This is a genomic window from Massilia sp. 9I (assembly GCF_902506415.1).
Taxonomy (GTDB): Bacteria; Pseudomonadota; Gammaproteobacteria; order Burkholderiales; family Burkholderiaceae_D; genus Telluria.
In genome coordinates this window covers 2,845,711-2,867,510 of record NZ_LR733275.1, presented here as the reverse complement: position 1 = coordinate 2,867,510, position 21,800 = coordinate 2,845,711, and the positions used below count along the sequence as shown (strand labels likewise).

Sequence of the window (21,800 nt, the reverse complement as noted above, 5' to 3'; positions counted from 1 at the left end):
GTTCAACGCCCGCCGGCACGACCACGAAATATCGATCTCTAACTATCATCGCGTGGGCAGGAAACCTGCCCACCCTACGATAATCATCGAATCAAAGTAAACGGCTCTCAGCGCGGCTGACGGCTTCACCCTCACCCCGCAGCACCAGCACATCCCCCGCCAGCAGCACCGTCTCCGGATCGAAGTGCAAACTCTGCCCATTGCGTCGCAGCGTGGTCACTTCTGCCCCCACTTCCTCCAGCGCCAGCTCGCCGATCCGCTTGCCGATCCCCACCGCGCCGCTGTGCAGCGTCACCGAGTGCAGCCGCACATAGGTGTGTTCCAGGTCGTCGCTGACGTCGCTGGCGCCGTGGAAGTAGCCGCGTAGAGAAGCGTAGCGTTCGTCGCGCGCCACCTGCACCCGGTGCACCACGCGGCGCAGCGGCACGCCCATGGTCACCAGCGCGTGCGAGGCCAGCATCAAACTGCTCTCCAGCGCTTCCGGCACCACTTCGGTAGCGCCGGCCTTCTTCAGTACATCGAGATCGCTGTCGTCGTGGCTGCGCACGATCACGGCCAGGTTCGGCGCCAGCTCATGCACCAGGTGCAGCACCTTCAGCGCCAACCTAGTGTCGGCAAACGTGATCACCAGCGCGCTGGCGCGGTTGATACCGGCCGCGATCAGGCTTTCGCGCCGCGCCGCGTCGCCGTAGGACACGTTGGCGCCGGCGCGTTGGGCTTCCTGCACCCGTTCCGGGTCCAGGTCGAGCGCGTACCAGGGCAGCTTTTCCTCGGTCAGCAGGGTCGCCAGGCTCTGGCCGCTGCGCCCGAAGCCGGCGATGATCACGTGCTTCTGGGTCTTCATGGTGCGGCTGGCGAGCTGGGTCAGCTGCAGCGACTGCATCATCCACTCGTTGGACGCCAGCTTCATGACGACCCGGTCCATGTTCTCGATCACGAAAGGCGCGACCAGCATCGACAGCACCATCGAGGCCAGCACCAGCTGAAGCAGGAACGGATCGATCAGCTTCGAGCCCATGGCGAGATTCAGCAGCACGAAGCCGAATTCGCCCGCCTGGGCCAGCGCCAGGCCGGTGCGCATGGCCACGCCGTCGGAGGAGCCGAAGGCCTTGGCCAGCGCCGCGATGATCGCGAACTTGAGCAGCACCGGGAAGATCACCAGCGCCAGCACCACCCACCAGTGCTGCAGCACCAGCTCGAGGTTGAGCAGCATGCCCACCGTGATGAAGAACAGCCCAAGCAGCACGTCGCGGAAGGGCTTGATGTCTTCTTCCACCTGGTGCTTGTACTGGGTCTCGGAGATCAGCATGCCGGCAACAAAAGCCCCCAGCGCCAGCGACAGGCCGGCCTGCTCGGTGATCCAGGCCAGGCCGAGCGTCACCAGGAGCAGGTTGAGCATGAACAGCTCCTGCGAGCGGCGCTTGGCGACGATGGTGAACCAGTTGCGCATCAGCTTCTGGCCGAAGAACAGCAGCAGGGCCAGCACTGCGGCCGCCTTGACCGCCGCCCAGCCGAGCGTGATCGCCAGTTCCTCGGCCGGGCGCGCCAGCGAGGGGATCATGATCAGGAGCGGGACCACGGCCAGATCCTGGAACAGCAGGATGCCGATGATGCGGCGTCCGTGCTCGCTTTCGAGCTCGAGGCGCTCGGTCAGCATCTTGACCACGATCGCAGTGGAAGACATGGCCAGCGCGCCGCCCAGCGCAAAGGCGCCCTGCCAGCTGACCTGCATCGTGGGCGCCCACCAGGAAATGAACAGGCCGAAACCCATCGCCGCCGCGATCGTCAAGACGACTTGCGCCAGGCCGAGCCCGAATACGATGCGCCGCATCGACTTGAGCTGGGCCAGGGAGAATTCCAGGCCGATGGAGAACATCAGGAAGACGACGCCGAATTCGGCCAGCGCATGCGTGGACTCGCTATCGTCTGCAAGCGCCAGCGCATGGGGGCCGATCAATACGCCCACCGCCAGATAGCCGAGCATCGGCGGCAGGTGCAGCATGCGAAAAGCGACCACGCCCAGTACGGCGGAGCCCAGCAGGAGGAGGGTCAGTTCAAGGCCGGAATGCATCGTCCCCAGGTCGTCTTTCCGTTGTCATTGTATTTGTTTGTTACCACTGGCAAGTTTTTTGCTTACCCAATTCGTTTATACTGTCCACATGAGTGTAACCGATGAAAAAATAATGCTGAAAAGTTTTGATGCCGACCAGGCAAGACGCGTCCTCGAGCTCGGTCGCGAGACCCTGGCCATCGAAGCCGACGCCATTCGCGCCCTGCACGCGCGACTGGGCGACGACGACAATTTCGTGCGCGCCGTCCAGCTGCTGTACGGCTGCACCGGCCGCGTGGTGGTGTCGGGCATGGGCAAATCCGGCCACATCGGCCGCAAGATCGCCGCCACCCTGGCCTCGACCGGCACCCCGGCCATGTTCGTGCACCCGGGCGAAGCCGCCCATGGCGACCTGGGCATGGTGACCTCGCACGACGTCTTCATCGCCATCTCGAACTCTGGCGAATCGTCGGAGCTGCTGGAAATCCTGCCGGCCATCAAGCGCATGGGCACCCCGGTCATCTCGATGACCGGCAAGCCGCATTCGCGCCTGGCCAAGCTGTCCGAAATCCACCTGGATATCTCGGTGGCCAAGGAAGCCTGCACGCTCAACCTCGCGCCGACCACCAGCACCACCGTGACCCTGGCCATGGGCGACGCCCTGGCGGTTGCGCTGCTCGATGCGCGCGGCTTCCGCGAGGAAGACTTCGCCATGTCGCACCCGGGCGGCGCCCTCGGCCGCCGTTTGCTGACCCACGTGCGCGACGTGATGCGCAGCGGCGAGGCCATCCCCGCGGTGTCGCCGGATACCCCGCTGACGCGCGCGCTGCTGGAAATCAGCCAGAAGGGCATGGGCATGACCGCCGTCGTCGACGACGAGCGCCGCCCGGTCGGCGTGTTCACCGACGGCGACCTGCGCCGCCTGATCGAGCGCGTGACCGACTTCTCGAACATCAGCATCCGCGACGTGATGCACGCCAACCCGCGCCGCGTCCATCCGGAGCAGCTGGCGGTGGATGCCGTCGCCGTGATGGAAGAATTCCGCATCAACCAGATGCTGGTCGTCGACGGTGACGACCGCCTGGTGGGCGCGCTCCACATCCACGACCTGACCCGCGCCAAGGTGATCTGATGACGCCGGCTGAATACATGCAGCGCGCGGCGCGCGTGAAAGTGATGATCTTCGACGTCGACGGCGTGCTCACCGACGGCAGCCTGACCTATGGTCCGGAAGGGGAGGTCACCAAGACCTTCAATGTGCTGGACGGCCTCGGCATCCAGCTGCTGAACAAGACTGGCGTGCAGACCGCCATCATCAGCGCACGCAAGTCGCCGATCGTGGTCAAGAGGGCAAGCGACCTGGGCATCTCGCACGTCTACCAGGGCATCCACGACAAGCGCGTCGGCTTTGGCGAGCTGCTGGCCGCCACCGGCGTCACGCCGGAAGAATGCGGCTATATCGGCGACGACGTGATCGACCTGCCGCTGTTCACCCGCGTCGGCTTCGCCGTGACCGTGCCCTCGGGCCACCCGGAAGTGCAGCACCGCGCGCATTACGTCACCAAAAATGCGGGCGGCCGCGGCGCCGTGCGCGAGGTCTGCGACCTCGTGATGCGCGCCCAGGGCACCTACGAACAGGCGCTGGCGCCGTATTTCGCGTAAAGCGAGGCAGGCAAGGACCATGGTTACCTACAAGCGCACCGCCCACCGCTGGAAGCTCCTGGCGATCATGATGATCGCGACCTTCTGCGCCGTCGGCAGCTTCTGGCTGGTGCAGGTGCTCGAGCGCCAGGACGGCGACGCGCGCCTCGGCGGCCCGATGGACGAACCCGACTACATTGTCGAGAACTTCTCCTTCGTGCGCATGACCGAGCAGGGCAAGCCGAGCTACGTGGTGTCGGGCAAGCGCCTGGCGCACACGCCGCAGGGCGACGTGTCCCAGGTCGAGGCGCCGGTCATGGAAGGCGTGACCCCGGGCCGCCCGCGCATGACCATCGTCGCCAAGCGCGCCCAGATCTACCATGAGGAACACCGCGTCGAGCTGCTCGGCAAGGTCGACATCCAGCGTCCGGCCACGCCCACCAGCGAGCTGCTCCACGTACGCACCGAGGCCCTGACCGTGCTGCCCGACGAGGAAATCCTCAAGACCGCGCAGCCGGTCGATATCAAGCTCGGCGCCTCCACCGTGGTCGGTACCGGCATGGTGGCCAACAATGCGACCCAGAAGCTGCACCTCGCCAGCCGCGGCCAGATCGTCTATCCGCCACGCGCGCAACGGTAAATGCCGGCGCGCCAACAAGGACAAAGCAAGAACATGAAAAAACTCCTCGCAGCCGCATTCCTCAGCCTGGCCGCCTTCGGCGCCTCGGCCGAGCGCGCCGATTCGCTCAAGCAGGCCGTGATCAACTTCGACACCCTCGACGTCGACGAAGTCACGCAAACCCGCATCCTGACCGGCAACGTCGTGCTCACGCGCGGCACGCTGGTGCTGAAATCCGACCGCGCCCTGGTCAAGGAAACGCCGGAAGGCTATATGAGCGTGACCCTCACCGCCAACAACGGCAAGATCGCCACCTTCCGCCAGAAGCGCGACGGCGGTCCCGACCTGTGGGTCGAGGGCCAGGCCCAGCGCATCGAATACGACGAGCGCGCCGAACTGGTGAAGCTGTTCTCGAACGCCGAAGTGCGCGAGCTGGAAGGCGGCCGCATGACCAACGAGATCCAGGGTCCGTTCATCTCCTACGACAACCGCCGCGAAGTGGCGACCGTGCGCAACGACGCCAGCGGCGCCAGCAAGGTGGGGGGCGGGCGCGGCACCCTGATCCTGGCGCCGAAGCGCACCGCGCCAGCCAGCGAGGGCGCCAAGCAATGACGGCAGCAATGAGCGCAAGCACGTCGACCCTGGCGCGCGAAGGCTGCAGCACCCTGATCGTCAAGGGCCTGCAGAAGAGCTACGGCAAGCGCCTGGTGGTGCGCGACGTCTCGCTGCAGGTGGAATGCGGCGAAGTGGTCGGCCTGCTGGGCCCGAACGGCGCCGGCAAGACCACCTCCTTCTACATGATCGTCGGCCTGGTGCCGTCGGATGCCGGCAGCATCGACATCAACGGCAACGACATCTCGAGCCTGCCGATCCACCGGCGCGCGGTGATGGGCCTGTCCTACCTGCCGCAGGAAGCCTCGGTGTTCCGCAAGCTGACGGTGGAAGAGAACATCCGCGCCGTGCTGGAACTGCAGCGCAACGAGGACGGCAAGGCCTTGGCGAAGGACCAGATCAACGAGCGCCTCGACACCCTGCTGGCCGAACTGCAGATCGAGAAGCTGCGCGAAAACCCGGCGCTGTCGCTGTCGGGCGGTGAACGGCGCCGCGTGGAGATCGCGCGCGCGCTGGCGACCAATCCGCGCTTCGTGCTGCTCGACGAACCCTTCGCCGGCGTCGACCCGATCGCGGTGATCGAGATCCAGCGTATCGTGCGCTTCCTGAAGGAGCGCAACATCGGTGTCCTGATCACCGATCACAACGTGCGCGAGACCCTCGGCATCTGCGACCGCGCCTACATCATCAACCAGGGCGCCGTGCTGGCATCGGGCCGCCCCGACGACATCATCGCCAACGAATCCGTGCGCCGCGTTTATCTGGGCGAGCACTTCCGCATGTGACGATGAAACAGTCTCTCCAGCTACGCACATCGCAGCACCTGGCGCTCACACCGCAACTGCAGCAGTCGATCCGGCTGCTGCAGCTGTCGACGCTCGAACTGCACCAGGAGATCGAGCAGATCCTGAGTGACAACCCGCTGCTGGAGCGGCTCGACGATCCGCTGGACCGCTCGGTGCGCTTGCTTGCCGACGGCGCAATTAATAACGCAACTGCGAGCGCGCCTGCCAACGGCGAAGCGCCGGCCCCGGCCCCGGGCCAGGAGCCGCAGGAAGCTGCGAAGCCGGAAGGCGAAGGTTTTGACGACGCCGGCGGCGGCGATAGCGAACGCGGCGAAGCCGACAGCGACTGGGGCGGCGAAGGCGGTGGCGCCCGCAGCGGCGACGACGAGGACGGCCGCCCGCAGCTGGAAGCCGACAGCATTACCTTGCGTGAACACCTGGCCGAACAGATCCGCCTGAGCGGCTGCAGCGCGCGCGACCGCGCCCTGGCCGAGCTGGTGATCGATGCCCTCGACGACAACGGTTACCTGGAAGAGCCGCTCGACGAGATCCATGCGCGGCTGCCGGAAGAACTCGAGATCGAGATCGACGAGCTGCGCTGCGCGCTGGCGCTGGTGCAGAGCCTTGATCCGGTCGGCGTCGGCGCGCGCAGCGCGGCCGAATGCCTGGCGCTGCAGATCCGGCGCATGCCGGGCGTGCCGCTGGTGACGCGCCGCCTCGCTTTGAAGATTGTCGAAGGGTACCTGAGCTGGTTCGCCCAGCGCGAGTATACCAAGCTGAAGAAGGCGCTCGACTGCGACGACGAAGACCTGCGCGAAGTGCAGGCCGTGGTGCGCCAGTGCAATCCGCACCCCGGTTCTGCCTTCGCCTCGAACGTATCCGATTACGTGGTGCCGGACGTGATCGTGCGCCGCGCCAAGAACGGCTGGGCGGTCTCGCTGAACCCGGACGTGATGCCGAAGCTGCGCGTCAACAGCCTGTACGCCAACCTGCTCAAGCAGGGCAAGAGCGAAAGCCAGATGGGCGCGCAGCTGCAGGAAGCCAAGTGGCTCATCAAGAATATGCGCCAGCGCTTCGACACGATCCTGCGTGTGGCCGAGGCAATTGTCGAGCGCCAGCGCAACTTTTTCAGCCACGGCGCGGTTGCCATGCGCCCTCTTGTTTTGCGTGAGATAGCTGATACACTAGGCCTACACGAGAGCACCATCTCCCGTGTAACCACGCAGAAATACATGCTGACCCCGCACGGCATGTTTGAGCTGAAGTATTTCTTCGGAAGCCATGTCGCCACCGAAGCGGGGGGAGAAGCTTCCTCGACGGCGATCCGCGCACTCATCGCGCAATTGACAGGAGCAGAAGACCCTAGGAACCCATTATCCGACAGCAAGATCGCGGAGATGCTCGGGGAACAAGGTATGGTCATTGCGCGCAGGACGGTTGCCAAGTACCGTGAAGCGCTCAAGATTCCGCCCGTCAGCCTCCGCAAATCCCTGTAAAGCATCTGCCCACTTCTACCTTGTGGGGCGGGCAGGGCACCTTCCCAAGGAGTGTGTATGAACCTCACAATCAGCGGTCACCATCTCGAAGTCACCCCCGCCATCCGTGAATACGTTCAGAATAAGCTCGAGCGCATCACCCGCCATTTCGACCACGTGATCGATACCCACGTGTTCCTCGCCATCGATAACCTCACCGAAAAAGAAAAACGGCAGAAAGCCGAGATCAACCTTCAGGTATCGGGCAAGATTTTGCATGTGGCCAGCGCTGCGCAGGATCTCTATGCGGCCATCGACACGCTGATGGACAGGCTGGACAGACAGGTTCTAAAACACAAATCCATGCTGCAAGACCATAACCACGTGGCGCACAAGCGCCTTCCGGACAACGGAGAAGCCGCCGCCGCGTAAGCACGGGCGACCGCAACATAGCAAGGGCGTCTGAGGGGGCGCCCTTTTTGCTTTCTGGAACGCAGCAACTGTTACTTTTCGATACTTTCAAATTTACGCATGCATTCGGTAGAATGCATGTCTTTTCGACCACAGAACACCATCATGACCGACTACGTCCTGACCCGCGTCGCCAACCGCACCGGTGTCATCACGCTCGACCGGCCGAAAGCCCTGAATTCCCTGTCGCTCGACATGGTGCGGGCATTGACCGCCATCCTATTGCAGTGGAAGGATGACGCGGACATCGACGCGGTGGTCATCACCAGCAGCAGCGAGAAGGCCTTGTGCGCCGGCGGCGACATCCGCTTCTTCCACGAGATGGGCCACGTCGGCCCGATGGGCGGCAGCGCGCTGCTGGAAGACTTCTTCACCGAAGAATACGCACTCAACCACCTGATCCACTTCTACCCGAAGCCCTACATCGCCATCATGGACGGGGTGGTGATGGGCGGCGGCATGGGCATCGCCCAGGGTGGACCAAGCTGCGGCCTGCGCATCGTGACCGAGCGTACCAAGATGGCCATGCCCGAGGTGAACATCGGCCTGTTCCCGGACGTCGGCGGCAGCCACTTCCTGTCGCACGCGCCGGGTCAGCTGGGCCAGTACCTGGGCCTGAGCGGCCTGACCATCGGCGCGGCCGACGCGCTCTACGTGGGACTGGCGGACGTGTTCGTGCCGGGCGAGCATCTAGGCGAATTGAATGCGCTGGTCGAGTCGACGCCGGGCGCCGAACTGCCGGCGGCGATCCGCGCTTTCGCAGCGCAGTTCGATGCCGGGCCGAGCGAGCTGCAGGCGCAGCGCGGCGTGATCGATGCCCATTTCGGCGCCGCTTCGGTGAGCGCGATCATGGAATCGCTGGCGCGTGACGAGAATCCGTTTGCGCAAAAGGCCCTGAAGGCGATGCGCCAGCGTTCGCCCCTGATGATGTGCGTGACGCGCGAACTCCTGCAGCGCGGCGCCGCGCTGGACGTGGCCGACTGCCTGCGCATGGAGCGCAACCTGGTGCGCCGCAATTTCGAACACGGCGAAGTACTGGAAGGCGTGCGCGCGCTGGTGATCGACAAGGACAACCAGCCGAAGTGGAATCCGGCGACGCTGGAAGAGGTGACGCCGGAGATGGTGGCGAGGTTCTTTGAGCCGGTGTGGCCAGAGTATGCGCACCCGCTGCGGCACCTCACTTAACCACTAGCTGCAAAACCGTCGTCCCGGCGTAGGCCGGGACCCAAGTTCGTAGCGTAGCGCTGTCTTCAAGCGTAGCGACAGTGCACGCAAAATTGGGTTCCGGCCTTCGCCGGAACGACGGGCTTTAAGCTAACGATTCTTTAAACCGTCGCGTGCTTCGGCTGTTCGCGGTGCCGCACGATCACGCGCTCGGTCTGCCCGAAGTAAGCCCCCAGCCTTTCCGCCATGTACACCGAGCGGTGCTGTCCGCCGGTACAGCCCACCGCCACCGTCAGGTAGGAGCGGTTGTCCGTCTTGAACGAGGGCAGCCACTTGGCCACGAAGGCGCGGATATCTTCCAGCATCTCGGTGGCGCTCGGTTGCGCGTCGAGGAAGGCGATCACCGGCGCATCCTTGCCCGTGAGCGGGCGCAGCGCCAGGTCGTAATAGGGATTCGGGATCGCACGCACGTCGAACACGAAGTCGGCGTCCAGCGGCACGCCCACCTTGAAGGCGAAGGATTCGAAGAACAGGGTCAGCGGGGCCTGCTCGATGTCGGCCAGTTCCTTGACCCAGGCGCGCAGCTTGTTGGCCGACAGTTCCGAGGTGTCGATCACGTGGCCCAGGTTCTCGATCGCCGACAGGCGCTCGCGTTCTTCGGCGATGCATTCGATCAGGGTGCGGCGCGAAGCCGGATTCTCGCCCGGGCGCAGCTCGTGCGAGAGCGGATGGCTGCGGCGGGTTTCCGAGAAGCGCGCCACCAGCGAATGCGTGCTCGAGGTCAGGAACATCACCTTGACGTTGTGGCCTTCCTCTTTCAGGTGGCGCACGCTCACCGGCAGTTCCACCAGCGACTCGGCGCTGCGCGCATCGACGGCGACCGCGATCTTCTCGGTGCCTTTTTCGCTGACCGCATAGACCAGGGCCGGCAGCAGGGCCGGCGGCAGGTTGTCGACGCAGTAGTAGCCTGCGTCTTCGAGAACATTAAGGGCAACCGACTTGCCCGAGCCGGAAATACCGGTAATGAGGACGATGTGCATGGGCCGAATGATACCCCAAATGGGGAGTGTCTCGTCGCTAGTCGCCGCTCATGGCCTGGCGTTGGCGCTCCATGAATTCCTGCAGCGTATCGATGCCGCGCAGCTGCAGGATGGTGTTGCGTACGGCGGCCTCGAGCAGCACCGCGATGTTGCGGCCGGCCGCGACCGGGATCACCACCTTGCGGATCGGCAGGCCGAGCACGTCTTCGGTCGGGAAGTGGAAGGGCAGGCGCTCGACCTCTTCGTCCAGCGCGCCGCGCTTGACCAGGTGGACGATCAGCTTCAGGCGCATCTTGCGGCGCACCGCGGTCTCGCCGAAGATCGCCTTGATGTCCAGCAGGCCCAGGCCGCGCACTTCCAGCAGGTTCTGCAGCAGCGGCGGGCAGCGGCCCTCGATCATGTTGGGCGCGATGCGCGAGAACTCCACCGCGTCGTCGGCCACCAGGCCGTGCGAACGCGAGATCAGTTCCAGGCCCAGCTCGCTCTTGCCCAGGCCGGAATCGCCGGTAATCAGCACGCCCACGCCCAGCACGTCCATGAACACGCCGTGCATGATGACGCGCTGCGCCAGCTTCTTGGACAGGTACACGCGCAGGAAGTCGATCACCTGCGCTGCCGGCAGCGGCGTCGAGAACAGCGGGATGTTCTGCTCGTCGCAGATGGCCAGGATGTCGGGCGGCGTCTCCAGGCCCTGCGCGATGATCAGGGCCGGCGGGCCACCGCCGATCAGCTCGCCGATCACGTGGGTGCGCGAGCTCGATTTGAGGCGGTGGTAGTAGTTCAGTTCCTGGTGCCCGAAGACCTGGATGCGGCCCGGGTGGATCAGGTTGAGGTGGCCGACCTGGTCGGCGGCCGAAGCCGCGTCGCCCGCGATCTGCCGCTCGCCGCCGGGGAAGCCCGCGAACCAGCCCAGCTGGAGGCTGTCGCGGTTGTCATCGTACAGGCGCTGGATGGTCAGCGGGGTTTGCAGCATGGGCATGTCGTTGGGTACGCGGTGGATTGCCGCGTAGACAGTTTAGCCCAAAGCCTGCAGGCTAGGTTGCCAGTTGATGATGCGCTCGTGCACGGATTTCGGATCCGGATCGCTAGCCAGCGCACTGCGCACGGCTTCATCCGAGAACAGCTCGGCGATTTCCGACAGGATCTCCAGGTGTTGCTGGGTCACGTGGTCCGGAATTAGGAGGAAGAACAGCAGGCTGACCGGCTGGCCGTCCGGCGACTCGAAGGGAATCGGCTCCTTCAGGCGCACAAAAGCCGCGAGGGGCGACTTCAGGCTCTTCGAGCCCTTGATCCGTCCGTGCGGCACGGCGACACCATGGCCGAGGCCGGTCGAGCCGAGGCGCTCGCGTGCGAACAGGTTGTCTGACACGGTCGAACGTGCGATGCCGCAGTTGTTCTCGAAAATCAGGCCGGCCTGCTCGAATGCGCGTTTTTTGCTGGAGACTTCGAGGTCCAGCTGCACGTTTTCGAGCGAGAGGATTTTGCTAAGGTTCGTCATGACTAATGTGCGTGGCACAGGGTAGCTGCTTGCGAGGCGGAATTATAGGCCTGTTTCAGGGCGGTGACATTCGATTTCGCGTCTGTACAAGCATACAGTGGGTCAGACACGCCGCATGTGGCAAAAGCGTGTGGTTTTGTTACGAAATGTACGTATCTTTCATGCGCAATTTCCTAAACGAAATCACGGCAAAAAGGCTGCAATCGCGTGTGTAAACGCTCTTGGGCCATCTTTTGAACGCATACTGCCCATTTTTTGAGCAATGCGTTTCAATGCCCGATTTGCATGAAAACCCGTGGCCGACTGTGGCCGAAAACGCACAGCCGGCTTGCAACCGTGCGTCGTTTCGGCTTATTGGCGCGCGGTGCGCAGGTTGCCCGGCTTGCCGGTGCTGAAGTTGGCGCGCCAGGGATTGATGTCGAGGCCGCCGCGGCGGGTATAGCGGGCATAGACCGCCAGCTTGGTCGGCTTGCACTGGCGCAGCACGTCCATGAAGATACGCTCGACGCATTGCTCGTGGAATTCGTTGTGCTCGCGGAAGCCAATCAGGTACTTGAGCAGGCCTTCCTGGTCGATCTGCGGACCGACGTAGCGGATCTGCACGGTGCCCCAGTCCGGCTGGCCGGTGACCAGGCAGTTCGATTTCAATAAGTGCGAGACCAGGGTCTCGTCGACCGGGGCCTCGTCCGTGTTTGCCTTCAGCAGTTCCGGCGAGGGCAGGTACTGGTCGATCTCGACGTCGAGACGGTCCAGCAGGGTGCCGTCGAGCTCGCCCATCTTGAGGCTGCCGAAGGCATCCGGCGTGGTGATGCTGACGTGCACCGGGGCGCCGAAGGCCGCGGACAGGTCCTGGCGCAGCAATTCAACCAGGGCGTCGGTCCCGGCCAGGCGGGTCTGGTTGAAGGAATTCAGGTAGAGCTTGAAGGACTTCGATTCGACAATATTCGGCGAATCGGCGGGCGCCGTGATGGTGGCGATCGCCACCTGCGGCTTGCCGCGCATGTTCAGCCAGGACAGCTCGTAGGCGTTCCAGATATCGACGCCGAAGAAGGGCAGGCGGGTGCCAACGCCTAGGCCGATCTCTTCGCGTTTTTGCAGGCGCGGGATCGGGAACAGGAGTTCGGGAGCGTACTGGCTCTGGTAGGCGGAGGATTTGCCGAGTGGCGATTGATCAGGAGTATTCATAGTAAAACTGAACGCTTGTGACGTTCGTAGGGTGGGCGGCTACGCCGCCCACGCGTTCAACGGAAAGTTGCGGACTCGCAGTGGGGATAACACTGCGGTACGAAAATTGGGCACCGGCCTTCGCCTGTGCGACGTGCTAAGGCTAGTGCCCAGATCAGGCGGATCCTATGCACCCAGGAACAGCTTATAAACCGGATTGGCGCTCTCGTCCCAATAGCGGTAGCCAAGGGTGGCGAGGAATTGCCGGAACTCATCCATCTCCGCCGCCGGCACCTGGATGCCGACCAGGATGCGCCCGACGTCGCCGCCCTGGTTCCGATAGTGGAACAGCGAGATGTTCCAGTTCGGCGCCATGCTGTCGAGGAAGCGCATCAGCGCGCCCGGCCGTTCGGGAAACTCGAAACGATACAGCAATTCGTCCTGCGCCAGCGCGCTTTTTCCGCCGACCAGGTGGCGGATGTGCAGCTTGGCCATCTCGTCGTGCGTCAGGTCGAGGGTGCGGAAGTCGTGTTCCTCGAAGGTGCGCGCCAGCAGGCTCGATTCATTACGGCTGCCCACCTGCACGCCGACGAAGATGTGCGCCTCGCGCGCATCGCTGATGCGGTAGTTGAACTCGGTGACGCTGCGCGGGCCGACCAGCGCGCAGAAGCGGCGGAAGCTCCCGCGCTGCTCGGGGATGGTCACCGCGAACACGGCTTCGCGCGATTCGCCCAGCTCGGCGCGCTCGGCAACAAAGCGCAGGCGGTCAAAGTTCATGTTGGCGCCGCAGGCCACCGCCACCAGGGTCTCGGCCTTCACCGGATTGCGCGCCATCTGCGAGCGTTCCACGTAAGCCTTGGCGCCGGCCACCGCCAGCGCGCCGGCCGGTTCCAGGATGCTGCGGGTGTCCTGGAACACGTCCTGGATCGCGGCGCAGATCGCATCGGTGTCGACGATGATGATCTCGTCCACCACCTGTTGCGCCACGCGGAAGGTCTCTTCGCCCACCAGGCGCACCGCGGTGCCGTCCGAGAACAGGCCGACGTCGGTGAGCGTGACGCGCTGGCCGGCCTTCAGGCTCCGTGCCATCGCATCCGAATCGATGGTCTGCACGCCGATCACCTTGATGTCCGGCCGCACGGCCTTGACGTAGGCGCCCACGCCCGCAATCAGGCCGCCGCCGCCGATCGCGACAAAGATCGCGTGGATCGGGCCGGAGTGCTGGCGCAGGATCTCCATGCCGATGGTGCCCTGGCCGGCGATCACGTCCGGATCGTCGAAGGGGTGGACAAAAGTCAGGCGCTGCTCCTTCTCCAGCAGCAGCGCGTGGTTGTAGGCGTCGGTATAGGAGTCGCCGTGCAGCACCACTTCGACGCTGGCGCCGCCGCGCGCCTTGACGGCGTCGATCTTCACCTGTGGCGTCGTGGTGGGCATCACGATCAGTGCGCGGCAGCCCAGGCGCGCCGCCGACAGGGCCACGCCCTGGGCGTGGTTGCCGGCCGAGGCGCAGATCACGCCGCGCTTCAGCTGCTCGGGCGTGAGGTTAGCCATCTTGTTGTAGGCGCCGCGCAGCTTGAAGCTGAACACGCTCTGCATGTCTTCGCGCTTGAAGTAGATGCGGTTGTTCATACGCGTTGATAAGGTGGGCGCGTATTCGAGCGGGGTTTCTTCGGCCACGTCGTAGACGCGGGCGGTCAGGATTCTCTTGAGGTAGTCGGTAGTCATGGTCGGCAATCGGGATAGCAATACCGGCGGGAGTGGGCCGGCGGTTCCGGACGACGTCTACTATCTGGCTCGGAGGGTGACCGGGGCGCGTAGTGGCGATACGGCGCGCTGGTTGGCAGGCCCGGCGTATCGTGTCGTTACGAGGTGTGATCCTCATTATAATGGACACCTATCACCATTGCTCACCATCTCCCCATCCGATGATCGAATCCGCCGTTCTCTGGCTGCTGAAAGTCCTTGCCGCGCCGAGCGTCGGTCTGACCTCCATCTTCATCATCAGCTTCATCTCGGCCACCCTGCTGCCGCTCGGCTCGGAGCCGGCCGTGTTCGCGGTGGTCAAGGCCAATCCGGGCATGTTCTGGCCGGCCATCCTGGTCGGCACCGTGGGCAATACCCTGGGCGGGGCGGTGGATTACTTCGTCGGCTACCGCGCCAAGATCGCCTTTGCCAAGGAGCGCCAGAGCCGCTGGTTCGGCTGGCTGAAGAAGTACGGCGCCAAGACCATGCTGCTGTCCTGGGTGCCGGGCGTGGGCGACCCCCTGTGCACGCTGGCGGGCTGGCTGCACCTGCCGTTCTGGCCGAGCGTGATGTACATGGCGATCGGGAAGTTCGCGCGCTACGTGACCATGACGGCGATCCTGCTGTACATCCCGGACGGCTTCTGGAAGACCGTCGGCGACTTCTTCGAACGGCTGATCGGCTAGGCCGGCCTACTTCCCGTCGCCGGATACCAGCGACACCGTCGTCGTCACACCTGCCAGCCCAGGCTGGTCTTCCAGGCTGCGCACTTCCAGCGTGTACTTCCCGGCGCCGAGCGCGACGCGCGCCGCGGTCCTGGTCTTGGCGTAGCCGGAACCGCCCTGCGAGGTGATGCACAGCGTCTGGAACACCTGGTCCAGCACGACCGCCCCGGTCCGCCGTTCGCGCACCAGCACATGGATGGGAATCGGACGGCCCAGGTCCTGTCTCGGCACGGGAGGAATGTCGGCGTAGTCGCGTCCGCAGTAGGCGTTGTAGCTTGACCCGACCAGCTCGTCGGCGCGGATGGCGGCGGCCGACCGGAAGCGGAAATTCAGGTTCAGCGAATAGGTCTTGCCGACCGGCGCCTCGACGTCCTGCACCAGGCGGGCGCCAGCCTGTTGCAGCGCGAAGGGCGCTTCATCGAGCAGCGGCGGAAAAGCGCAGGCGCTGGCGACGAACAGCAGCATGCCGATGACCGGCTTGTGGCAGAGGGAGTAGGTGAGCGGATCCATGGCTGCATTCTGTCGCCGGTCTTCCGGCAGCGCCGGATTGGCGGCGAGGTTGCGCGTGCAGCGACCTGCCGTATCGGAAGGCGATACCCGCACGCCGCGCCGGGTAGAATGCCCGGCATCGCACACGGGAGAATCACCATGGAAGCAGGCCTGCAGCCTTACCTCGCCGCCAGCCGGTACATCGACGCCGCCGACCCGCAGGTAGCCGCCACCGCGCGCCGGCTGGCGCAGGGCGCGCAATCAAGGGAGGACGTGGTGCGCGCCTGCTTCGAGTACGTGCGCGACGAGATCGCGCACAGCGCCGATTTCCGCCGCAATCCGGTCACCTGCAGCGCCTCGAACGTGCTGCAGCACGGGACCGGCTTCTGCTACGCCAAGAGCCACCTGCTCGCGGCCCTGCTCAGGGCCAACGGGATCCCGGCCGGGCTGTGCTACCAGCGTCTCGCCACCGGCGATCAGGGAGCGCCGTACTGTCTGCATGGGCTGAACGCGGTCTGGCTGGAAGGACAGGGCTGGTACCGGCTCGACCCGCGCGGGAACAAGCCCGGCGTGGAAAGCCGCTTCGATCCGCCGCGCGAAGCGCTGCCCTTCACACCGGATGGCGCAGGGGAGGGCGACCTGCCGGGCGTCTGGGCCGAGCCGCTGCCGGTGGTGGTGGCCAGCCTGGAAGCCTGCAGCACCTATGAGGAAGTGCTGGCGGCGCTGCCCGACACCGCCATCGACGGCGCGGTATCATGGCGCCCATGAACAAAGCACCCAGCCCTCTCTGGCTCATCCTCATCCTTGCGCTGCTGGCCGTGTTCGGCTTCGTCGGCGCGCGCTACATGCTCAGCGCCCATTCGCAGTCCACGCAGGACCAGCTGGGCCTCGTCTGGCCGAACATCGCCACCATGCCGGAACAGGAACGCGGCTTCCTGGTCGAACTGGCCCACACCTGCAATCTCACCACCCGCGAGCCGGTGCGTGCGGAAGTCGTCGACTGCCTGCGCTCGGTGCCCATGAATGCGGACGCGAGTGCGCGCCTGGATCGCCTGCTGCGGCAGGCGCCGCACTGAGCTTCACGCCGCGGCGGGGTCGGGCAGCAGCACGAACAGGTCGGTGACGCCGATGTCGACGCCGGCCTGGCTCAGGAGGGTGCTGGCCTGCCCGCGGTGATGGGTCTGGTGGTTGAAGAAGTGCAGCAGCAGGCTGCCGAAGTGGCGCTGGAATTCCTTCCCGCTCAGGTTGCGGTAGACCAGGACCTGCTCCAGGTCGGCGTCGCGCATCTCGGCGGCCATCGCCGTGATCACGCCGTCCAGGCGCAGGCGGTGTTCGCGCAATTCCTCCTGGCTGGAACCGAAGGAGTGGGTCAGGCCGCTCGGCGTGGGCACGCTGCGCATCGGCTCCAGCGCAGGGAAGGCGGACGGGTGCAGCGCAAAGCGCGTGAGCCAGATCGTGTCGCCCGCGAGCAGGTGGTTCATGGTCCCCAGCAGCGAGCCGAAGAAGGCGCCGCGGTCCGCACTCACTTCGTCTGCGGGCAGCGTGGCGGCGGCCTCGTAGAGCTGGCGGTTCATGGTCGCGTTGTACTGTGCGAGCAGGACAATGTCTTCGCGCTTCGGCACGGGATTTCCTTTCAAATGGTTGCGGGGCATGATTACATCACATACGCCTTACGCAATATGCCATTCTTTCGGCGGATGCAAACGAAAAATGCATGAGGAGCCTTTCTTGCAAAGGAAATTTGCATAATGAGTCCAGGCTTGGCATTTCCTTGCGCCAATCCCTACCGTGTTTCGTCCGCTCCCCAGCGTGGTGCAGCGCAATAAGCTAGAATGAACGTCCTTCGGACTCGTCCGACCGACGCTACGCAATCCATGAACGCGCCCGCACACATCCATACCCTGCTCGCCGACAATGCCCCCGCGCGCCTGCGCGAGATCCCGTACAACTACACCTCGTTCTCCGATCGCGAAATCGTGATCCGCCTGCTGGGTGAGTCGTCGTGGCGCCTGCTCGACGAGCTGCGCGGCGCGCGCCAGACCGGCCGTTCGGCGCGCATGCTGTACGAAGTGCTGGGCGACATCTGGGTCGTACGCCGCAATCCCTACCTGCAGGACGACCTGCTGGACAACCCGAAGCGCCGCCAGAAGCTGATCGACGCGCTGCACCACCGCCTGGCCGAAGTCGACAAGCGCCGCCTGAGCGTCGATGCGAGCGAAGGCGACGCCGAGGTCTCGGCCTCGCGCAGCGCCGCCGTCGAACAGCTCCTTGGCGCGGCGCGCAAGGCGGTCGACGATTTTGCGCGCGAGTTCCGCGAGACCTATGACCTGCGCAAGCGCGCAAGGCAGGTGCTCGGCGCCTACACCGACAAGCGCAACATCCGCTTCGACGGCATGCACCGCGTCTCGCACGTCACCGACGCCACCGACTGGCGCGTCGAATATCCCTTCCTGGTGCTGCTGCCGGACAGCGAAGAGGAGATGGCGGGCCTGGTGAAGGGCTGCATCGAACTGGGCCTGACCATCATTCCGCGCGGCGGCGGCACCGGCTACACCGGCGGCGCCATTCCGCTCACGCCGATGTCGGCGGTGATCAATACCGAAAAGCTGATCGGCATCGGCGAAGTCGAAGCGACGCGCCTGCCGGGCGTGGACCGCGAATACGCCACCATCCACACTTATGCCGGCGTGGTGACCCAGCGCGTGTCGCAGGCCGCCGAAAAGGCAGGCTTCGTGTTCGCGGTGGACCCGACCTCGGCCCACGCCTCCTGCATCGGCGGCAACATCGCGATGAACGCGGGCGGCAAGAAGGCCGTCCTGTGGGGCACCGCGCTCGACAACCTGGCTTCCTGGCGCATGGTCGATCCGAACGGCGACTGGCTGGAAGTCACGCGCATGGACCACAACCTGTCCAAGATCCACGACGCGCCGGTGGCCACCTTCAAGCTGGAATGGTCGCATCCGACGCCGCGTGGCGCCGCGAAAGCGGAACCGTTCCGCGTCGAGACGCTCACGATCGAAGGCCGGCGCTTCCGCAAGGAAGGCCTGGGCAAGGACGTCACGGATAAATTCCTGGCCGGCCTGCCGGGCATCCAGAAAGAAGGCACCGACGGCTTGATCACCTCGGCGCGCTGGATCCTGCACAAGATGCCGAAGTTCACCCGCACCGTGGCGCTGGAATTCTTCGGCCAGGCACGTGATGCGATTCCCTCGATCGTCGAGATCAAGGACTACCTCGACAGCCTGCCGAAGAACGGCGACCCGGCCTTCGCCACCCTGCGCCTGGCCGGCCTGGAACACCTGGACGAGCGCTACCTGCGCGCGGTCGGCTATGCCACCAAATCGAAACGCGGCGTGCTGCCGAAGATGGCGCTGTTCGGCGACATCGTCGGCGACGACGAGAACGCGGTCGCGATCGCGGCCTCGGAAGTGGTGCGCCTGGCGAACACCCGCGTCGGCGAAGGCTTCGTTGCCGTCAGTCCGGAAGCGCGCAAGAAGTTCTGGCTCGACCGCGCCCGCACCGCGGCGATCGCGCGCCACACCAACGCCTTCAAGATCAATGAAGACGTGGTGATTCCGCTGAACCGCATGGGCGAGTACACCGACGGCATCGAGCGCATCAACGTCGAGCTGTCGATCAAGAACAAGCTGCAGCTTGCCGAGGCCCTGCACGCCTACCTGGGCAACGAACACCTGCCGATCGAGAAGAGCGACGACGCCACCGGCGACACCGTCGACCGCGCCGAGATCCTGGGCGACCGCCCGCAGCAGGCGCTGGCGCTGGTGGACCAGGTAGCCGCGCGCTGGAGCTTCATCCTGACCAACCTGGACCAGCCATTGCGCGACGTTCGCAGCAAACTCGATGAACTCGGTCTCGACCAGCTCAGCGCCACGCTCGACCAGCGCATCGGCGCCCAGCCGGACGCCCTGCTGTTCGACGTGGTGCAGGACCATACCATCCGCGCCTCCTGGAAGCAGGAACTGCGCGCGCCGCTGCGCCAGATCTTCAACGGCGCAGCGTACAAATGCATCCTCGACGAATGCACCGCGATCCACAAGCGCATTCTGCGCTCGCGCGTGTTCGTGGCCCTGCACATGCACGCCGGCGACGGCAACGTGCACACCAACCTGCCGGTCAATTCGGACGACTACGCGATGCTGCAGGACGCGCACAAGGCGGTCGAGCGCATCATGAAGCTGGCCCGTTCGCTGGACGGCGTGATCTCGGGTGAACACGGCATCGGCATCACCAAGCTCGAGTTCCTGACCGACGAAGAGATCCGCGAATTCCGCGACTACAAGACCCGTGTCGACCCGGAAGGGCGCTTCAACAAGGGCAAGCTGCTGAACACCACCGCGGTGTCGGCCGACCTGCGCAATGCCTACACGCCGTCCTTCGGCCTGATGGGCCACGAGTCGCTGATCATGCAGCAGAGCGACATCGGCGAGATCGCCAACAGCATCAAGGACTGCCTGCGCTGCGGTAAGTGCAAGCCGGTCTGCACGACCCACGTGCCGCAGGCTAACCTGCTGTACTCGCCGCGCGACAAGATCCTCGCGACCTCGGCCCTGATCGAAGCCTTCCTCTACGAAGAACAGACCAGGCGCGGTGTCTCGATCCGCCACTGGGAAGAATTCGAGGACGTGTCCGACCACTGCACCGTGTGCCACAAGTGCGTGACGCCGTGCCCGGTCAACATCGACTTCGGCGACGTCTCGATGAACATGCGTAACCTGCTGCGCAAGATGGACAAGCGCAGCTTCAAGCCGGCCCAGCGCGCCGGCATGTTCTTCCTGAACGCGACCGACCCGACCACCATCAACGCCACCCGCAAGGTGATGATTGACTGGGGCTACAAGGCCCAGCGCCTGGGCAACCAGCTGCTGCGCGGCCTGGCCAAGCCGCAGGTGGAAGCGCCGCCCCCGACCACCGGCAAGGCGCCGGTGCGCGAGCAGGTGATCCACTTCATCAACAAGAAAATGCCGGGCAACCTGCCGAAGAAGACGGCGCGTGCGCTGCTCGACATCGAGGACGACAAGGTCATCCCGATCATCCGCAACCCGAAGGCCACCAACGCCGACACCGAAGCCGTGTTCTACTTCCCGGGATGCGGCTCGGAGCGCCTGTTCTCGCAGGTGGGCCTGGCGACCCAGGCGATGCTGTGGGAAGTCGGTGTGCAGACCGTGCTGCCGCCGGGCTACCTGTGTTGCGGCTATCCCCAGCGCGGCGCCGGCCAGTACGACAAGGCCGACAAGATGGTTACGGACAACCGCGTGCTGTTCCACCGCATGGCCAACACGCTGAACTACCTCGACATCAAGACGGTCGTGGTGTCGTGCGGCACCTGTTACGACTCGCTGGCGAACTACGAGTTCGACAAGATCTTCCCGGGCTGCCGCCTCATCGACATCCACGAATACCTGATGGAGAAGGGCGTGAAGCTGGAAGGCGTCACCGGTACCCGCTACATGTACCACGATCCCTGCCACACGCCGATGAAGATGCAGGATTCGCTCAAGACCGTCAATGCCCTGGTCTCGACCGTCGACAACGTGAAGATCGAGAAGAACGACCGCTGCTGCGGCGAGTCGGGCACCTTCGCCGTGAGCCGTCCGGACATCGCGACCCAGGTCCGCTCGCGCAAGCAGGACGAGATGGAGAAGGGCGCCGGCAAGCTGCGCGACGACGGCTTCAAGGGCGACGTCAAGATCCTGACCAGCTGCCCGTCTTGCCTGCAGGGCCTGTCGCGCTACAACCACGATTCCGGCACCACCGCCGACTACATCGTGGTCGAGATGGCGCGCCACCTGCTGGGCGAGAACTGGATGCCGGACTACGTGGCCCGCGCCAACAACGGCGGCATCGAAAGGGTGCTGGTATGAAGGAAGTGCTGCGCCAGCCGGGTTGCGAACTGTGCGACCTGGCGGTCCCCGTCGTCTGGCAGGACGAGAAGCTGTCGGTCATCATCGTCGACGACGCCGCCTACCCGGGCTTTTGCCGCGTCATCTGGCGCGAGCACGTGCGCGAGATGAGCGACCTGCCGCGTGAAGACCGCCTGTTGCTGAACGAAGCGGTATATCTGGTCGAAGAAGCGGTGCGCGAAACCATGCAGCCGCTGAAGGTCAACGTGGCCAGCCTCGGCAACGTGGTGCCGCACCTGCACTGGCATATCATTCCACGCTACGCGGACGATGCGCACTTCCCGGCGCCGGTGTGGGCGCAGGCCGCGCGCCAGCTTGATGAAGCCAGCCTGGCCGCGCGCCGCGCGCTGCTGCCCGACCTGGCGGCCGCGATCGCCAAACGTTTCAACGAATAAGAGGAGTA

21 protein-coding genes are annotated in these 21,800 nt (G+C 64.9%); 13 read left to right on the top strand and 8 right to left on the bottom strand.

The annotated features are described in order from the left end of the window. Nucleotides 1–91: 91 nt before the first annotated feature. Nucleotides 92–2,071 (bottom strand): monovalent cation:proton antiporter family protein, encoded by a 1,980-nt coding sequence (locus tag GV068_RS12845; protein WP_159698146.1) that lies wholly within the window; start codon nucleotides 2,069–2,071, stop codon nucleotides 92–94. 88 nt (nucleotides 2,072–2,159) lie between these two features. Here GV068_RS12845 and GV068_RS12840 point away from each other — a divergent pair, with 88 nt between their 5' ends. From GV068_RS12840 to GV068_RS12805, 8 genes are all read left to right on the top strand, one after another. After that, nucleotides 2,160–3,182 carry an SIS domain-containing protein gene (locus tag GV068_RS12840; protein WP_159698143.1) on the top strand — a complete coding sequence of 341 codons (1,023 nt, stop codon included), beginning with the start codon at nucleotides 2,160–2,162 and terminating at the stop codon, nucleotides 3,180–3,182. After that, entirely contained in the window at nucleotides 3,182–3,712 is a 531-nt protein-coding gene (locus GV068_RS12835) for an HAD family hydrolase (protein WP_159698140.1), read from the top strand. Before GV068_RS12840 ends, GV068_RS12835 begins: the two co-directional genes overlap by 1 nt. A 19-nt stretch (nucleotides 3,713–3,731) precedes the next feature. Continuing rightward, on the top strand, nucleotides 3,732–4,331 hold the full coding sequence (gene lptC, locus GV068_RS12830; protein ID WP_159698137.1) for an LPS export ABC transporter periplasmic protein LptC: 600 nt from the start codon (nucleotides 3,732–3,734) through the stop codon (nucleotides 4,329–4,331). 33 nt (nucleotides 4,332–4,364) lie between these two features. Continuing rightward, nucleotides 4,365–4,922, top strand: coding sequence for a lipopolysaccharide transport periplasmic protein LptA (gene lptA / locus GV068_RS12825; protein ID WP_159698134.1), 558 nt, complete (start codon nucleotides 4,365–4,367; stop codon nucleotides 4,920–4,922). 8 nt (nucleotides 4,923–4,930) lie between these two features. After that, nucleotides 4,931–5,707, top strand: a complete 777-nt coding sequence (gene lptB / locus GV068_RS12820) for an LPS export ABC transporter ATP-binding protein (RefSeq protein ID WP_159698131.1) — start codon at nucleotides 4,931–4,933, stop codon at nucleotides 5,705–5,707. 2 nt (nucleotides 5,708–5,709) lie between these two features. Next, a complete protein-coding gene (locus GV068_RS12815; RefSeq protein ID WP_159698128.1) occupies nucleotides 5,710–7,203 on the top strand; it encodes an RNA polymerase factor sigma-54 in 1,494 nt (497 codons plus the stop codon). 57 nt (nucleotides 7,204–7,260) lie between these two features. Then, nucleotides 7,261–7,614 carry a ribosome hibernation-promoting factor, HPF/YfiA family gene (gene hpf / locus GV068_RS12810; RefSeq protein ID WP_159698125.1) on the top strand — a complete coding sequence of 118 codons (354 nt, stop codon included), beginning with the start codon at nucleotides 7,261–7,263 and terminating at the stop codon, nucleotides 7,612–7,614. Between the two features lie 144 nt (nucleotides 7,615–7,758). Further along, complete coding sequence (locus GV068_RS12805; RefSeq protein WP_159704984.1) at nucleotides 7,759–8,838, top strand: enoyl-CoA hydratase/isomerase family protein; 1,080 nt, start codon at nucleotides 7,759–7,761, stop codon at nucleotides 8,836–8,838. Nucleotides 8,839–8,978: 140 nt separating this feature from the next. Here GV068_RS12805 and rapZ read toward each other — a convergent pair whose 3' ends face one another. The 5 genes from rapZ to ilvA form a co-directional block, all read right to left on the bottom strand. After that, nucleotides 8,979–9,857: an RNase adapter RapZ gene (gene rapZ / locus GV068_RS12800; RefSeq protein WP_159698122.1), complete on the bottom strand. Its 879-nt coding sequence runs from the start codon at nucleotides 9,855–9,857 to the stop codon at nucleotides 8,979–8,981. Between the two features lie 37 nt (nucleotides 9,858–9,894). After that, nucleotides 9,895–10,830: an HPr(Ser) kinase/phosphatase gene (hprK, locus tag GV068_RS12795; RefSeq protein ID WP_159698119.1), complete on the bottom strand. Its 936-nt coding sequence runs from the start codon at nucleotides 10,828–10,830 to the stop codon at nucleotides 9,895–9,897. A 42-nt stretch (nucleotides 10,831–10,872) separates the two neighbouring features. Beyond that, nucleotides 10,873–11,355, bottom strand: coding sequence for a PTS sugar transporter subunit IIA (locus tag GV068_RS12790; protein WP_159698116.1), 483 nt, complete (start codon nucleotides 11,353–11,355; stop codon nucleotides 10,873–10,875). Nucleotides 11,356–11,706: 351 nt separating this feature from the next. After that, complete coding sequence (gene queF / locus GV068_RS12785; protein WP_159698113.1) at nucleotides 11,707–12,540, bottom strand: NADPH-dependent 7-cyano-7-deazaguanine reductase QueF; 834 nt, start codon at nucleotides 12,538–12,540, stop codon at nucleotides 11,707–11,709. Nucleotides 12,541–12,705: 165 nt separating this feature from the next. Then, nucleotides 12,706–14,244, bottom strand: a complete 1,539-nt coding sequence (gene ilvA / locus GV068_RS12780) for a threonine ammonia-lyase, biosynthetic (protein WP_159698110.1) — start codon at nucleotides 14,242–14,244, stop codon at nucleotides 12,706–12,708. A 200-nt stretch (nucleotides 14,245–14,444) separates the two neighbouring features. On the opposite strand from ilvA, the gene GV068_RS12775 reads away from it, so the two are divergent. Continuing rightward, nucleotides 14,445–14,948, top strand: a complete 504-nt coding sequence (locus GV068_RS12775) for a YqaA family protein (protein ID WP_159698107.1) — start codon at nucleotides 14,445–14,447, stop codon at nucleotides 14,946–14,948. Nucleotides 14,949–14,954: 6 nt separating this feature from the next. Here the strand turns inward: GV068_RS12775 and GV068_RS12770 are convergent, their stop codons facing one another. Next, complete coding sequence (locus tag GV068_RS12770; RefSeq protein ID WP_159698104.1) at nucleotides 14,955–15,497, bottom strand: DUF5625 family protein; 543 nt, start codon at nucleotides 15,495–15,497, stop codon at nucleotides 14,955–14,957. A 138-nt stretch (nucleotides 15,498–15,635) separates the two neighbouring features. Between GV068_RS12770 and GV068_RS12765 the strand changes: the two genes are divergently transcribed. Continuing rightward, entirely contained in the window at nucleotides 15,636–16,244 is a 609-nt protein-coding gene (locus GV068_RS12765) for a transglutaminase family protein (RefSeq protein WP_159698101.1), read from the top strand. Beyond that, nucleotides 16,241–16,552, top strand: coding sequence for a hypothetical protein (locus GV068_RS12760; RefSeq protein ID WP_159698098.1), 312 nt, complete (start codon nucleotides 16,241–16,243; stop codon nucleotides 16,550–16,552). Before GV068_RS12765 ends, GV068_RS12760 begins: the two co-directional genes overlap by 4 nt. A gap of 3 nt (nucleotides 16,553–16,555) precedes the next feature. Here GV068_RS12760 and GV068_RS12755 read toward each other — a convergent pair whose 3' ends face one another. Then, nucleotides 16,556–17,098, bottom strand: coding sequence for a DinB family protein (locus tag GV068_RS12755; protein WP_201303288.1), 543 nt, complete (start codon nucleotides 17,096–17,098; stop codon nucleotides 16,556–16,558). A gap of 252 nt (nucleotides 17,099–17,350) precedes the next feature. Between GV068_RS12755 and GV068_RS12750 the strand changes: the two genes are divergently transcribed. Both GV068_RS12750 and GV068_RS12745 read left to right on the top strand, forming a co-directional pair. Continuing rightward, nucleotides 17,351–21,358, top strand: a complete 4,008-nt coding sequence (locus GV068_RS12750; protein WP_159698092.1) for an FAD/FMN-binding oxidoreductase — start codon at nucleotides 17,351–17,353, stop codon at nucleotides 21,356–21,358. Continuing rightward, on the top strand, nucleotides 21,355–21,792 hold the full coding sequence (locus GV068_RS12745) for an HIT family protein (RefSeq protein WP_159698089.1): 438 nt from the start codon (nucleotides 21,355–21,357) through the stop codon (nucleotides 21,790–21,792). Before GV068_RS12750 ends, GV068_RS12745 begins: the two co-directional genes overlap by 4 nt. Nucleotides 21,793–21,800: the final 8 nt, after the last annotated feature.